Annotated in this window: 10 protein-coding genes; 7 read left to right on the forward strand and 3 right to left on the reverse strand. The window is 70.2% G+C overall.

All coding sequences use genetic code 11. The features are described 5' to 3' along the window. The first annotated feature begins 350 nt into the window (after positions 1–350). Positions 351–3,116, forward strand: a complete 2,766-nt coding sequence (mgtA, locus tag O4H32_RS06370; protein ID WP_269357706.1) for a magnesium-translocating P-type ATPase — start codon at positions 351–353, stop codon at positions 3,114–3,116. A 112-nt stretch (positions 3,117–3,228) separates the two neighbouring features. Here the strand turns inward: mgtA and amaB are convergent, their stop codons facing one another. After that, complete coding sequence (amaB, locus tag O4H32_RS06375) at positions 3,229–4,725, reverse strand: L-piperidine-6-carboxylate dehydrogenase (protein WP_269357707.1); 1,497 nt, start codon at positions 4,723–4,725, stop codon at positions 3,229–3,231. A gap of 192 nt (positions 4,726–4,917) precedes the next feature. Here amaB and O4H32_RS06380 point away from each other — a divergent pair, with 192 nt between their 5' ends. From O4H32_RS06380 to O4H32_RS06395, 4 genes are all read left to right on the forward strand, one after another. Then, positions 4,918–6,099: an NAD(P)/FAD-dependent oxidoreductase gene (locus tag O4H32_RS06380; RefSeq protein WP_269357709.1), complete on the forward strand. Its 1,182-nt coding sequence runs from the start codon at positions 4,918–4,920 to the stop codon at positions 6,097–6,099. A gap of 44 nt (positions 6,100–6,143) precedes the next feature. Then, positions 6,144–6,806: a helix-turn-helix domain-containing protein gene (locus tag O4H32_RS06385; protein ID WP_269357710.1), complete on the forward strand. Its 663-nt coding sequence runs from the start codon at positions 6,144–6,146 to the stop codon at positions 6,804–6,806. Then, positions 6,799–7,722 carry a delta(1)-pyrroline-2-carboxylate reductase family protein gene (locus O4H32_RS06390; protein ID WP_269357711.1) on the forward strand — a complete coding sequence of 308 codons (924 nt, stop codon included), beginning with the start codon at positions 6,799–6,801 and terminating at the stop codon, positions 7,720–7,722. The genes O4H32_RS06385 and O4H32_RS06390 overlap by 8 nt, the downstream gene beginning before the upstream one ends. 98 nt (positions 7,723–7,820) lie before the next feature. Beyond that, positions 7,821–9,467 (forward strand): thiamine pyrophosphate-binding protein, encoded by a 1,647-nt coding sequence (locus tag O4H32_RS06395; protein ID WP_407932628.1) that lies wholly within the window; start codon positions 7,821–7,823, stop codon positions 9,465–9,467. 34 nt (positions 9,468–9,501) lie between these two features. Here O4H32_RS06395 and O4H32_RS06400 read toward each other — a convergent pair whose 3' ends face one another. Next, complete coding sequence (locus O4H32_RS06400) at positions 9,502–10,446, reverse strand: LysR family transcriptional regulator ArgP (protein ID WP_269357713.1); 945 nt, start codon at positions 10,444–10,446, stop codon at positions 9,502–9,504. Between the two features lie 179 nt (positions 10,447–10,625). On the opposite strand from O4H32_RS06400, the gene O4H32_RS06405 reads away from it, so the two are divergent. Continuing rightward, complete coding sequence (locus O4H32_RS06405; protein ID WP_269357714.1) at positions 10,626–11,258, forward strand: LysE/ArgO family amino acid transporter; 633 nt, start codon at positions 10,626–10,628, stop codon at positions 11,256–11,258. On the opposite strand, the gene O4H32_RS06410 is transcribed toward O4H32_RS06405, so the two are convergent. Continuing rightward, on the reverse strand, positions 11,255–13,276 hold the full coding sequence (locus tag O4H32_RS06410; RefSeq protein WP_269357715.1) for a methyl-accepting chemotaxis protein: 2,022 nt from the start codon (positions 13,274–13,276) through the stop codon (positions 11,255–11,257). The genes O4H32_RS06405 and O4H32_RS06410 overlap by 4 nt on opposite strands. 213 nt (positions 13,277–13,489) lie before the next feature. Here O4H32_RS06410 and O4H32_RS06415 point away from each other — a divergent pair, with 213 nt between their 5' ends. Beyond that, positions 13,490–14,662 carry a mechanosensitive ion channel family protein gene (locus tag O4H32_RS06415; protein WP_269357716.1) on the forward strand — a complete coding sequence of 391 codons (1,173 nt, stop codon included), beginning with the start codon at positions 13,490–13,492 and terminating at the stop codon, positions 14,660–14,662. The last annotated feature ends 70 nt before the right edge of the window (positions 14,663–14,732 follow it).

The raw sequence follows: 14,732 nt of genomic DNA on the forward strand, positions 1-14,732 counted from the left end.
GTCGATCCCTGATCGGCTGCCCGCAGGCAAGGTAACCGCGAGTCTTCTCGCCGCCTTGCCCGCAGGGCAGGGCGGCAGCCCGGACGGCCTTCCCCCGCCGCCGGTCTTCCATCCCTGAATCCGCATCGCCCCCGCAGGGGCGTCCTGTCGCCGTCGGCCCGTCCGCGGCGGCGGGCGTTCCGCGGTGAAATCGCCCTGGATGCCCGCATCCGGGCGACCGGCGCGCGCGTCCGTCCCGTCCATTTCTCCCATGACACGAACCTCGAAACCCAACGCCATGAACCCGGACCCACAGCCTCGCAAGCCACCCTCCTGACTCTTCCAGGATGGTGGCGACCAGGAGAACAAGCATGCGCATCACCATCCTGAAAAACCTCTTCGCGAACTTTCTGCAGGTTCGCCGCATGACCCGGCATTTCAGCCGGCGCGTCATGCTCGATTCCGTCGTCCGCACGGGCGTCGGCCGCGAAGCGCCCGACGCGCTGTCCCGGAACCTGGCCGCCGCAGCCCTGGACGACCGGGATGCCCTGCTCGCCCGGCTCGGCAGCCACATCGACGGCCTGACTGAACGGCAGGCCGAGACGATCCGCGCGCGGGTCGGCCTCAACGAAGTGGGCCACGAAAAACCGATGCCCTGGTGGCGGCATCTGTGGCATTGCTACCGCAATCCCTTCAATCTGTTGCTGACCCTGCTGACCGCGATCTCCTGGTGGACCGATGACCTGGAGGCCGTGGCCGTGATCGGGACGATGGTGGCGCTTTCCACTGTGCTGCGCTTCTGGCAGGAGGCCCGGTCCAGCCGGGCGGCCGATGCGCTGAAGGCGCTGGTGGGCAACACCGCGACCGTCGTGCGGCGCGCGCCCGCGGCCGACGCCGCGCCCCAGGCCGAAGCGTATTTCGGCGTGCGGCTGGCGGTGGCGCCGCCGCGCGGCGTCGAGGTGCCGGTCCGGATGCTGGTGCCGGGCGATGTGGTGCGGCTGGCAGCCGGGGACATGGTCCCGGCCGATTGCCGGGTGCTGGCGGCCAAGGATCTGTTCGTGGCGCAGGCCGCGATGACGGGCGAATCCCTGCCGGTGGAGAAATTCGCCGTCCAGTCGGACGCGACCGTCCGCAATCCGCTCGAACTGGACGACATCCTGTTCATGGGCACGAACGTGGTGTCCGGCTCGGCGGCGGCCGTGGTGCTGGGCACCGGGGACCGGACGTACTTCGGCGCCCTGGCCGGCCGCGTCCAGGCCGTGGACCGGGGGCCGACCGCGTTCCAGGCGGGCGTGAACCGGGTGAGCTGGCTGCTGATCCGTTTCATGCTGGTGATGGCGCCGCTGGTGCTGCTCATCAACGGCTACACCAAGGGCGACTGGGGCGAGGCGCTGCTGTTCGCGCTGTCCGTCGCGGTGGGCTTGACGCCCGAGATGCTGCCCATGATCGCCACCTCCACCCTGGCGAAGGGGGCGGTCGCGCTCTCGCGCCGCAAGGTCGTGGTCAAGCGCCTGGACGCGATCCAGAACCTCGGCGCCATGGATGTGCTGTGTACCGACAAGACCGGCACGCTCACGGAGGACCGGATCGTCCTGGAGCGGCATGCGGACGCCTGGGGCGAGACCTCGGACCGGGTGCTGGAGCTGGCCTGGCTGAACAGCCGGCACCAGACCGGGCTGAGGAACCTGCTGGACGAGGCCGTCCTGGCGCGGGCGGGCTCGGGCGGACCGCCCGGCCTGGCCGCGTCCTATGCCAAGGTCGACGAGATTCCCTTCGACTTCGAGCGCCGCCGCATGTCGGTGGTGGTGGCCGGCGCCGACGGCCGGCATCTGCTGATCACCAAGGGGGCGGTGGAGGAAGTCCTGCGGGTCTGCGACCGGGTGCTGCGCGATGGCGAGGAGGCGCCGCTGACGCCCGGGCTGCTGGCGCGCGTCCGCGCGGTGGCCTCGGCGCTGAACGACGAGGGCCTGCGGGTGGTCGCCGTGGCGTACCGGGAGCCCGAGCCCGCGCGCGGCGCCTACGGCGTGGCCGACGAGCGGGGGCTGGTCCTGGCGGGCACCATCGCCTTCCTGGATCCGCCGAAGGCCTCCACGCCAGCAGCCCTGGCGGCCCTGGCCGCGCACGGCGTGGCGGTCAAGGTGCTGACCGGCGACAACGAGCGGGTCGCGGCCAAAGTCTGCCGCGACGTGGGCCTGGCGCCGCGCGGTGTGCTGCTGGGCGGGGATGTGGAAGACATGGACGACACCGCGCTGGCCGGGGCCGTGGCATCGCACGATGTGTTCGCCCGGCTGACGCCTGCGCACAAGGAGCGCATCGTGCGACTGCTGAAGGCCGGCGGCCACGTCGTCGGTTTCCTGGGCGACGGCATCAACGACGCGCCCGCGCTGCGCGCGGCCGATGTCGGGATTTCGGTGGACACGGCCGTGGACATCGCCCGCGAGGCCGCCGACGTGATTCTGCTGGAGAAGAGCCTGATGGTCCTGGAGGCGGGCGTGATCGAGGGCCGGCGCACCTTCGCCAACATGCTGAAATACATCAAGATGACGGCCAGTTCGAACTTCGGCAACGTCTTTTCTGTGCTGGTCGCCAGCGCCTTCATTCCTTTCCTGCCGATGCTGCCGATCCACCTGCTGGTGCAGAATCTGCTGTACGACGTTTCGCAGGCCGCGATCCCGTTCGATCGCGTGGACGAGGAGCAGGTGCGGCGCCCGCAGCGCTGGCAACCCGGGGAGATCGGCCGCTTCATGCTGTTCTTCGGCCCGGTCAGCTCGGTGTTCGACATCCTGACCTTCGCCATGATGTGGTTCGTGTTCGGGGCGGACACGCCGGCGCGGCAGACCTTGTTCCAGTCGGGCTGGTTCGTGGTGGGCCTGCTGACCCAGACGCTGGTCGTGCACATGATCCGCACGGCCAAAGTCCCTTTCGTGCGGAGCCGGGCGGCCTGGCCGCTGATGGCGATGACGGGGGCCATCATGGCGACGGGCCTGTTCCTGCCGATGGGACCGCTGGCGCAGGGCCTGCGGCTGCAGGCGCTGCCGCCGCTGTATTTCGCGCTGCTGCCCCTGATCCTGCTGGGCTACATGGGCCTGACGCAGTGGATGAAGGGGTTCTATGTCCGCCGCTGGGGCTGGCAGTGAGCGGGCATCCGCGGGTCCGGGCGGTCCGCGGCGTCACTTCACGTCGCCGCTTGCAGGCGGCTCCGATTCGGCAGGCATGGGTCAGTCCGCGAGGACTGACCCATGTCCGGCCTCATCCAAACCGGATGCCCTGCGCCAGCGGCAGTTCGCGGGAATAGTTGATCGTGTTGGTGGCGCGGCGCATGTAGGCCTTCCAGGCGTCGGACCCGGATTCGCGCCCGCCGCCGGTCTCTTTTTCGCCGCCGAAGGCCCCGCCGATCTCCGCCCCCGAGGTGCCGATGTTGACGTTGGCGATGCCGCAGTCCGATCCCGTGGCGCCCAGGAAGGCCTCGGCCTCGCGCAGGTCCGTGGTGAAGATCGCCGAGGACAGGCCCTGCGGGACGTCGTTGTGCAGGGCCAGGGCCTCGTCGAAATCGCGGTAGCGCAGGACGTACAGGATCGGGGCGAAGGTCTCGTGGCGCACGACATCCGTCTGGCCGGGCATTTCGGCCAGGGCTGGGCGGACGTACCAGGCGTCGGGGTGGCGGTCCGCCAGCAGGCGTTCGCCGCCCGTGACCGTGCCGCCCTGGGCGCGGGCCTGGTCCAGCGCCGCCCGCATGGCCTCGTAGGCGGCCTGGTCGATCAGCGGTCCGACCAGCGTGCCGGGGTCCCGCGGGTCGCCCACCGGGGCGCTGGCATAGGCGGCCTTCAGCCGCGCCAGCAGGGCGTCGGCGACCGATGCGTGGACGATCAGGCGGCGCGTGGTGGTGCAGCGCTGGCCGGCCGTGCCGATGGCGCCGAACAGGATGGCGCGCGCGGCCATGTCCAGGTCGGCCGATGGCGCCACGACGAGGGCGTTGTTGCCGCCCAGTTCCAGCAGGCAGCGGCCGAAGCGCCGTGCCACGCGCGGGCCGACCTCGCGGCCCATGCGCGTCGATCCGGTGGCCGAAACCAGCGCCACCCTGGGATCGTCGACCAGCGCCTCGCCCGGTTCGCGGGCGCCGACCAGCACCTGCAGCAGGCCGTCGGGCGCGTCGCCGAAGTGGGCCAGCGCGCGCCGGAACAGGGCCTGGCAGGCGAGCGCCGTCAGCGGCGTCTTTTCCGAGGGTTTCCAGACGACCGGATCGCCGCAGACCAGGGCCAGGGCGGCGTTCCAGGACCAGACCGCCACCGGGAAGTTGAAGGCGGAAATCACGCCCACCACGCCCAGTGGATGCCAGGTCTCCATCATGCGATGGCCGGGGCGCTCGGATGCGATGGTCAGGCCGTGCAGTTGCCTCGACAGGCCGACGGCGAAATCGCAGATGTCGATCATTTCCTGGACTTCACCCTCGCCCTCGGCGGCGATCTTGCCGGCCTCCAGGGTCACCAGGCGGCCCAGCGCCTGTTTGTGGGCGCGCAGTTCCTCGCCCAGCAGGCGCACCAGTTCGCCGCGCCGGGGCGCGGGCACCTGGCGCCAGGCCAGGAAAGCCTGGTGCGCGCGGTCGATCATGCGTTGCGCGTCGTCCGCGTCATGAGGGCGCAGGTCCGCCAGAAGGGCGCCGTCGATGGGCGAGCGCACCGGCAGGCCGCCCGCCTGGAGCGTGCCGGCATCCAGGCCGAAAGCGTGCAGAAAATCCTGGGTGTCCATGGTGGGGGCTCCGGGCTGGGCGCGCCGTCCGGGCGGCGCGCCGGGGTCGATGTCCGGGCCAGGATATCACGCGTATTTCCGATGGGAAAATTTTCTCCTCTAGGGAAAATGCCTAGGGAAATAGGGGGGAATTGCTTCCAGAATAGGCGCCGGACAGCCCTCTCGGTCCAGGGGGCGGGGGAGAGCCTCAGGATGCCGCAGACGCAGTTCGATGTCGTGATCGCCGGGGGCGCCGCCGTCGGCAGCGCCGTCGCGTACTTCCTGACGGCGGACAGCGGCTTCCGGGGTTCGGTCGCCGTGATCGAACCCGATCCAACCTACCAGCGCTGCGCCACCGCCCTGTCGGCCGCCTCGATCCGCCACCAGTTCTCCACCGAAGAAAACATCCGCATGTCGCGCTTCGGCACGGCGTTCCTGCGCGCCTTCGCCGACACCCTGGCCGTGGACGGCGTGCGGCCCGATCCGGCCTTCCACGAGGGTGGCTATCTGTTCCTGGCCACGCCCGCAGGCCTGGACGTCCTGCGGGACAATCATGCGCTGCAGCGCCGCGAGGGCGCGGACATCGCCCTGCTGGACGCCGCCGCCCTGCGGGCGCGGTTCCCCTGGCTGCGCGTGGACGACCTGGCGGCCGGGTCGCTCGGTCTGAGCGGCGAGGGCTGGCTGGACGCCTACGGCATGCTGCAGGGGCTGCGTCGCAAGGCCGTCTCCCAGGGCGCCGTGTACCTGCCGCGCCGGGTGACGGGCATCGACCGCGCCGGCGCGCGCGTGACGGGGGTGCGCCTGGACGATGGCCTGACACTGTCGTGCGGCGCGCTGGTCAACGCGGCCGGCGTCGGCGCGCCGGCCCTGGCGCGCCTGGCGGGCATCGAGCTGCCGGTGCAGGCCCGCAAGCGCAGCGTCTTTTACGTGCAGTGTCCCGAGCGCCTGCCGGGGTGCCCGATGGTGATCGACCCCGGCGGGGCCTATTTCCGTCCCGAGGGGCGGGGCTTCATCACCGGCATCGCGCCGCCGCCGGACCAGGATCCGGAATGCTTCGATTTCGACGTGCAGCACGCCCTGTTCGAGGACGTGCTGTGGCCTTTGCTGGCGCACCGGGTGCCGGCGTTCGAGGCGCTGCGCTGCGTGCGCAGCTGGGCGGGGCACTACGACATGAACCTGGTCGACCAGAACGTGATCCTGGGTCCGCATCCCGATCTGGACAATCTGTATTTCGCCAATGGCTTCAGCGGCCATGGCATGCAGCAGGCGCCGGCCGTCGGCCGGGCGCTGGCCGAACTGATCGCGCATGGCCGCTATCGCACGCTGGATCTCGGCCGCCTGGGCTGGCGGCGCATCCTGGAAGGCCGGCCGATCATTGAAAAGAACGTGGTATAGAGTGTCCGGACCGGGCCCGGCGCCCTATCGAAAAGGATGAGGCAGTGAGTATCGACGCAGTCAAGGAACGCCAGTCCGCGCTGGCCGAACGCCTGAAGTCCCTGCGCCTGGGGCGCGGCTGGACCCAGGGCCAGGCGGGGGACGCCAGCGGGGTGTCGGTGTCCACCTGGTCGAAGATCGAGAACGGCCTGATGTCCCCCACCTACGATGTGCTGCTGCGTCTGGCCCATGGCCTGGGCGTGGACGTGGCCGAGCTGTTCGCCCCTGCGCGGGAACACATGGGCGCGGGCCGGCGCAGCGTCGAGCGGGCCGGCGAGGGCGAGATCCACGAGACCCCGATGTACCGGCACAGGCTGCTGTGTTCCCAGCTGTCCCACAAGCGCATGATGCCCTTCCGCAGCACCATCAAGGCGCGCGATCTCGCGGCGGACGAGGGCTGGAGCCGGCACGAGGGCGAGGAATTCGTCTATGTGCTGGAAGGCGCCGTCGAACTGCACACGGAATACTACCGGTCCGTGGTCCTGCGGGCCGGCGACAGTTTTTATATCGACAGCCGCATGCGGCATCGTCTGGTCAACGCCGGCCCCCGGGACGCCGAGGTGCTGTGGCTCAGCATGGCGTCGTGTGGCGCGCCGGTCCGGGCCGCGCCGGAGCCGCGGACCGGATCCGCGGGGGGCGCCGGCCAGGGGGAGGACCGCGATGAATGAGGCGGCGCGGGCCTTGCATGATGCGGCCGGGACCCGGGCCTTGCTGCCGTTCCCGGCCCTGATGCGGGAAATCGTCCGGGCGGCGGGTGACATGACGGCGGGGCGCCTGTGCGCGCCGGCGCGGCAGGCCGTGCCGTTTCCCCATGGCGCGGTCATGCTGTCCATGCCGGCCACGGCGGCGGACGTCGGCATCCACAAGTTGGTCAACGTCGCGCCGGGCAACCGCGCGCACGGGCTGCCGACCATCAACGGCGTGGTGTCGGTCTATGACGGCGAAACAGGGCGGCTGCGCCTGTTGCTGGATGGCCCGACCGTCACGACGCGGCGCACGGCTGCGGTGTCGATGCTGGCCGTGAGCCGGCTGTTGCCCGCCGGCCCCCGCCATGCGGCGGTGTTCGGCACCGGGACCCAGGCGGCGGGCCATGTCCAGGCCCTGCTCGAACTGTATCCGCAGGCGCGGGTGGACGTGATCGGTCATGCACCCGGCCGGGCCGAGGCCTTCGCCCAGTCCTGCGGCGCGGCACGGGTCCGGCCGGCATGCGGGGTCGACGCGGCCGCGGATCTTGTGATCACGGCGACGACCAGCGCCGTGCCGGTTTACGAACAGCCCGCGCGTGACGGCCGGCTGGTGATCGGCGTGGGTGCCTATCGCCATGATCTGGCCGAGATCGGCGCGCGGACCCTGGCGGACAGCCGCCTGTTCGTAGATGACCTCGAAGGCGCCCGGCACGAGGCGGGCGATTATCTGCAAGCGGGCGTGGACTGGTCCCGCGTGCGGTCACTGGCCAGCCTGTTGGCGGACGGACCGCCAGGGGGCGCGGCCGTCTTCAAGTCCGTCGGCTGCGCGGCCTGGGATCTGGCCGCCGCGCGCTGTGCCCTGTCTTTCGATCACTCTTCGGAAAGGAACCCCTCATGACCCTGCGTTCCAGCGCAAGCCCCGCCACCCCGGAGGGTTCCGGGCACGGCGGCCCCGTCCTGGCGCCGTCGCGGCGGCCGGTCCATCCGGCGCCTCGCCTGGCCGGCCACGTGCTGGTGGATCAGTTGCGCCTGCACGGCACGGAACATGTGTTCTGCGTGCCCGGAGAAAGCTACCTGCCCGTGCTCGACGGGCTCGTCGACGCCGACATCGAGGTCACGGTCTGTCGTCACGAGGGCGGGGCCGCCATCATGGCCGAGGCCTATGGCAAGCTGACCGGCCGGCCCGGGATATGCCTGGTGACCCGCGCGCCGGGTGCCGCCAACGCGTTCGCGGGGGTGCACGTGGCGTCTCAGGATTCGACGCCGCTGATTTTGCTGGTCGGGCAGATCGACCGGGCCATGCGCGACCGCGAGGCGTTCCAGGAAATGGACTACCGCGCCGTGTTCGGTTCCCAGGTCAAGTGGGCCGCCGAGATCGACCAGGCCGAACGCATTCCCGAATACCTGTCGCGCGCCTTCCATGTGGCATTGTCCGGGCGGCCCGGCCCGGTGGTGCTGGCCCTGCCCGAGGACATGCTGGAGGAGACCGTGGCGGTGGCCGACGCGCGGCCCTGCCACGTGCCCGAAACCCTGCCGCCGGCCGGGCAGATCCAGGCCCTGGCCGACCGCCTGGCGGATGCGCAGCGTCCCCTGGCCATTCTCGGCGGCAGCCGCTGGGACGCCCGTTCCGTGCAGGCCTTCGGCGCCTTCGCCGAGCGCCACGCCCTGCCGGTGGCGGTGCAGTTCCGCCGCCAGATGCTGTGCCCCGTGGAGCATTCCTGTTTCATCGGCGACCTGGGGCTGGGCGCCGATCCCCGGCTGATCGAGGCGATCCGCGAGTCCGACCTGATCCTGGCGGTGGGCGGACGCCTGTCCGAGATCCCCAGCCAGGGCTACACGCTGTTCGGCGTGCCGAACCCGTCCCAGACGCTGGTCCACGTGCATCCCGACGTGGGCGAACTGAACCGGGTCTATCAGGCGGACATCGCCATGGCGTGCGCCCCCGGGATCTGGGTGCGCGCCATCGAGCCGCTGTCCCCCACGGCGACGCCGGCGCGCGTCCGGCGCTGCGAGGCCTTGCATGCGCGGCGCCTGGCCTGGAGCGACCCCTCGGCCATCGAGCACCCCGGCGCCCTGCAGATGGGTCGGGTGATGGCGCATCTGAACGCCGTGCTGCCCGAGGACGCCATCCTGACCAACGGGGCCGGCAATTACGCCACCTGGCTGCACCGGTTCTATCATTTCCGCGCCTACGGGACCCAGCTGGCGCCCACCTCCGGCTCGATGGGCTACGGCCTGCCGGCGGCGGTGGCCGCCCAGCGCCTCTATCCGGATCGCAGGGTGGTCTGCTTCGCGGGCGACGGCTGTTTCATGATGCATGGCCAGGAATTCGCCACGGCGGTCCAGTACGGCCTGCCGATCCTGGTGATCCTGATCGACAACGGCATGTTCGGCACCATCCGCATGCACCAGGAACGGCGCTATCCCGGCCGGGTGTCGGCGACCGCGCTGCGCAATCCCGATTTCGCGGCCTATGCGCGCGCCTTCGGCGGCCATGGAGAACGCGTCGAGACGACGGAGGATTTCGCCCCCGCGCTGCGTCGCGCCCTGGACAGCGGCCTGCCGGCCATCCTGCATTGCCTGCTGGACCCGGAGGCCATCACGCCGACGACGACCCTGAGCCGTCTGCGCCAGGGCGCCTGACGGCCGCCGTGTCCGGGTGCGGCCGGGGCTGGATTCAGTCCGCGGCCGGCCCGGCGGCTTCCGGCGCCGCAGGAACCGGCGCGCGGGCCGGGCGCACCAGGGCGCGGGCGGCGCGCAGCACCGCCGAGGTCAGTCGTTCCATGGTGTGCGAACCCGTGCGCCAGTGCTGCCAGTACAGCGGCACGTCCTGCCAGGCCCGCGCCCGCAGGGGCACCAGACGGCCCGCGTCCAGCGCCTCGCGGATCATGGGCAGCGGGTTCATGGTCCATCCCAGTCCGGCCAGGGTGGCCGAAACGAAGGCGTGGGACGAGGGCACCCACCAGGTCGGCGGTTGCCAGGGCGTGTCGCCCATCACCCCGCGCGCGAACTGCGCCTGCAGGTCGTCCTTGCGATTGAAGATCAGGACCGGCGCGCCCGCCAGGGCCTCGGGCGTGACGCCCCGGGAGAAATGCCGCGCGTGGAAGTCGGGCGCGCAGGTGGCCACATAACGCATGCGGCCCAGCGCGTGGACCCGGCAGCCCTGCACCGGATCGCCCAGCGTGGTGACGGCCGCCAGCACGCTGCCGTTGCGCAGCAGGGCGGCCGTATGGTCCTGATCCTCCGAGACCAGGTCCAGTGTCGTGCGGGTCTGCGCCGCATAGCGGGTGGCCGCCTCGATGAACCAGGTTTCGAGGCTGTCGTGATTGACGGCGACGCGCAGGCTGGGCGCGGGGCGGTCCTCGCCCATGCCCAGGCGGTCCAGGGCTTCGTGCTCCAGCAGGGCGGCCTGTTCGGCCAGGCGCACCAGGACGCGGCCGTCGTCCGTGGGCTGTGCCGGAATGGTGCGCAGGATCAGCAGCCGGCCCATGCGGGATTCCAGCGTCTTGATGCGCTGGGAAACGGCCGAAGGCGTGACATGCAGGGCGGCGGCGGCCCGCTCGAAACTGCCCTCGCGCACCACGGCCGCCAGGGCGCGCAGATTGTCGTGATCCAGTTGCATGGGGGGCTCCCTAGGTCCGGCATCCGGCCCCGCGCCGGATCCACGGATTAAGTTTTTCTAAATCGTATTTAAATAAATTAGCTGTATTTTATATCTTCTCCTGTTCCACAATGATGGCCAGATCAATGCGGAGCCGGCCTTGCCGCTCCGTTTTCCGTTCATGCCGCAGGAGCCGCACGATGTTCGCCGCCGCCTTCCCCGCCGTTTCCCCCATGCTGTCCGCCTGGACCAGCGGGACGCTCACGGGCCTGGGCATGTTCGCCGTGGTGGGGGCGCAAAGCGCCTTCATCCTGCGCCAGGGAATCGCCCGGGCGCACCTGAGCGCCATCCTGCTGGTGTGCGCCCTGATCGACGCCTGCTTCATCTTCGGCAGCGTGTCGGGGCTGCGGGCGCTGACGGACTGGCTTCCCGGGCTGGCGGACGCCGTGCTGTGGTGCGGGGTCGTGTTCCTGTCGTGGTACGGCATCCAGTCGGCGCGCAGGGCCTGGCGCCCGGCCACCGGCCCCAGGGCCGATCAGGCGGCCGTGTCTTCGCGCCGTGCCGCCCTGCTGGGGGCGGTGGGCTTCACGCTGCTCAATCCGCATTTCTGGCTGGACATGCTGGTGCTGGGCTCGATCGCCCACGGCTTTGACGATGCCCGCTTCGGTTTTGCCGCCGGGGCGCTGACCGCCAGCGTGTTGTGGCTGGCGGCGCTGGGACTGGGGTCGCGCCTGTGCGCGCCCCTGTTCCGCGGCCCCGGCGCCTGGCGCTGGCTGGACGGCGGCATCGCCGCCGTCATGTTCCTGCTGGCCTGGCGGCTGCTGCCAGCCTAGCCGGGCAGGCGCGGCGCCTGGGCGCGGCCCGGGGCGCGGGGCTGCGCCGCGACCGGGGACGGCTCCCCGGTTTCCCCGGTGCGGAACACCGCCACGGTATCGGCCAGGCGGTCGGCCTGTTCCCGCAGGGAATCGGCGGCGGCCGCCGCCTGCTCGACCAGTGCGGCGTTCTGCTGCGTCACCTGGTCCATCTGGGTGATCGCCAGGTTCACCTGGTCGATGCCGGTGGATTGCTCGTTGGAAGCCGAGGCGATTTCCCCCATGATGTGCGTCACCCGGTCCACCGCCGCCAGGACCTCCTGCATGGTGGCGCCCGCGTCGCCCGCCTGGCGGGTGCCGGATTCCACTTCCCCGGACGCCGTCTCGATGAGCGACTTGATCTCGCGCGCGGCGTCGGCGGACCGTTGGGCCAGGGCGCGGACTTCGCCGGCCACCACGGCGAAGCCGCGGCCTTCCTCGCCGGCGCGGGCGGCCTCGACGGCGGCGTTCAGCGCCAGGATGTTGGTCTGGAAGGCGATGCTGTCGATCACGCCGATGATGTCGGTGATCCGGGCCGAACTGTCGGCGATCCGTTTCATGGTGTCCACCATGCCGTGGACGGCCTGCTCGCCCTGGTGCGCGGTCCGCGAGGCCCCCGCGGCCAACTGGTCGGCCTGGCGGGCGTTGTCGGCGTTCTGGCGCACGGTGGACGCCAGTTCCTCCATGCTGGCGGCCGTCTCCTGCAGCGAGGCGGCCTGCTCTTCCGTGCGGCTGGACAGGTCCGTGTTGCCGACGGCGATCTCGCGCGCGCCGGTGTGGATCTCGCCGACGCTGTGGCGCACCTGCAGGATCATGTGCCGCAGGGCTTCCTGGGTTCCGCGCAAGCTGTCCAGCAACAGGTGGACCTCGTTGCGGCTGTGGGCGGGACTGTCCGGGATTGCGTGGGTCAGATCGCCGTTGCCCAGCCGCTGCATGCCCACCACCACGTCATGCACGGGCTTCAGGGTGCGGCGGGCCAGCCAGCGGATCAGCAGGGAAATCAGCAATGTTCCCAGCAGCATCACGCCCAGCTGGACCCACATCTCGCGGGTGCTATCGGCCAGGTAGTCGTCGACGCTGCCGAAACCGTACATCAGCCAGCCCCAGTTGGGCACCGTCTGCCAGGCCAGGAAGATTTCCTGGCCCCGCACCGTGACGCGCCGCACCCCGGCCGGAGCCGACTGGAACGCGCCGTCCATGGCGGCGAAGTCTTCCGGCGGATTGCCGGCGCTGAACCGGTCGCCGGGCTTGCCGAACATGCCCGCGACGCGGATCCAGTCCTTGCCGTCGGGGGTCGGCCGCAACACGAACAACTGGCCGTACTCGGCCAGCTTGGTCTCGGTCAGGTCCTTCAGCACCGGGTCGATCTGGGCGCTGATGTCCAGGTATTCGATGATCCCGCCGTAGACCTTGCCGCCGTCCTTGAGCGGATTGACCGTGATCAGGTGCCATTTCCCACCGACCAGGCCGGGGAAATTGACGATCTCGCCCTGGTCCAGGGCCTGGGCGATGCGTGCGGCCGAACCCAGTGTCTCGCCCAGCGCGTGGTCCGGCTGGTCCTGGTAGGCGCTGGCGATCCGCTGCCAGCCCTTGTCGGTGCGGGCGTAGATTTCGGCCGACATGCCGGTGACGCTGCGCATCAGGTCCTGGTCGCCGTTGATGGGCATGCCCGAGGACTTGAAGACCGGCATGCCGTTTTCCACCACGCCGGTCGGCTTGGGTTCGCCGTTCAGGTAGCGGATCAGCACCGGGTACAGAGATTCGCTGCGCTTGCGGGCGATGTCGTAGATCAGTTGCAGGGTGCGGTCGTAGCCCTGCAGGCCGTAGCGGTTGGCGGCGCTGACGTTGTCGATCGCCGTCTGCCGGTTCTGCCAGGTGATGATGGAGGCCAGGACCGCCATGACCAGGATGGTGATCAGGGTGGCGGCGATGAACAGTTGGGTGCCGAGTGTGGCGCGCGCCATGCGGCCCGTGCCAGAGCCCGTGCGTCGTCCGGACATGTGTTGTCTCCTGCAAGGAGGGTGCTGGATGAATTGTTGCTTTTGCAGAATAACCTTAGCGGATCGTCCTCTATCCGGAGATATCCGGAAACAAATGAGGACTATTCACGCCCGGCATGGTTTGAAGGCCCCCCGCCCGGGCCGATACACTGGACCCGTCCGGGGATTCCCCGCGCCGGGGAATCCCGATCCCTTCAACCGGAGTTTCGTGGTTTGATTTCTTCCATTCTTGAACAAGCGACGGCGGTCTACCACGAGTGGCGGACCGTCATCCTGGTCTTCGCCGCCGTCCTGGGCGCCCTGCTGGCCGGCGGTTTCCTGCGGATCGTCCTGGAGCGCATCGCCCGCCGCCTGCAGCCCGTGCGCCATGCCTGGGGGCATGGCCTGCTGGCGGGCGCCGCGCTGCCGGCGCAGATGCTGGTCTGGGTGCTGGGCATCGCGCTGGCCGGCCAGATCCTGCTGAGCGAGGCCGACGGCGAATTCGCCAAGGATTCGCTGCTGGCGCATGGCCTGTCGCCGATCCGCGACGTCGGGGTGATCCTGACGGTGATGTGGCTGCTGCTGCGCGCGATCAACCGCATCCAGGACAATCTGCTGCTGCGGGCGCGCGCGCACGGCCGCGAACTGGACCCCACGGCGGCCGACGCCATCGGCAAACTGACCAAGGCGTCCGTCGTCATCACGGCCATCCTGATGATGATGCAGGCGCTGGGTTTTTCCATCGCCGGCCTGCTGGCCTTCGGCGGCATGGGCGGCATTGCCGTGGGCTTCGCCGCGCAGAGCCTGGTGGCCAACCTGCTGGGCGGGCTGACGATCTTCGCCAGCCGCCCGTTCAAGGTCGGCGAATACATCATCATCCCGGGCACCGACCTGATGGGCGGGGTCGAGCACATCGGCTGGCGCGCCACCCGCCTGATCGGCTTCGACTGCAAGCCCTTCTACGTGCCCAACGCGATGTTCAACACCCAGCCGGTCATCAACCACACCCGCATGACCAGTCGCCGCATCATGGAGGACATCCACATCCGCTACGCCGACATCGACGCCGTCCCGGCCATCGTCGCCGACGCGCGCGACATGCTGGGCCGGCATCCCGGGGTGAAGCACGATTTCTTCGCCTTCAACTTCAGCAGTTGCGGGACCTTTTCGCTGAAACTGTCCCTGTATGCTTTCACAGTCAGCACCGACTACAACGACTTCATGAATGTCCAGGAGGACGTGCTGCTGAAGATCGCCGACATCATCCGCCGCCACGGCGCGCGCATGACCGGACCGGTTTCCACGGTCGAGATGCCGCAGTTGCGGACGCCGGACCGCGCGCCGGGCGCGCCGGAGACGGGCGGCACGCTGCCCCCCATGCCGCCGCCCCTGCCGTCGGCGGGCTGAGGGCGCCCCCGGCCCGCATTCCCGGGTCTTGAAAACCCGGCCCGCCGGCCCCACGTAATTCAGCAGTCCG

Origin of the sequence: Castellaniella denitrificans, from assembly GCF_027214045.1 — a bacterium.
Lineage (GTDB): Bacteria > Pseudomonadota > Gammaproteobacteria > Burkholderiales > Burkholderiaceae_B > Castellaniella > Castellaniella denitrificans_A.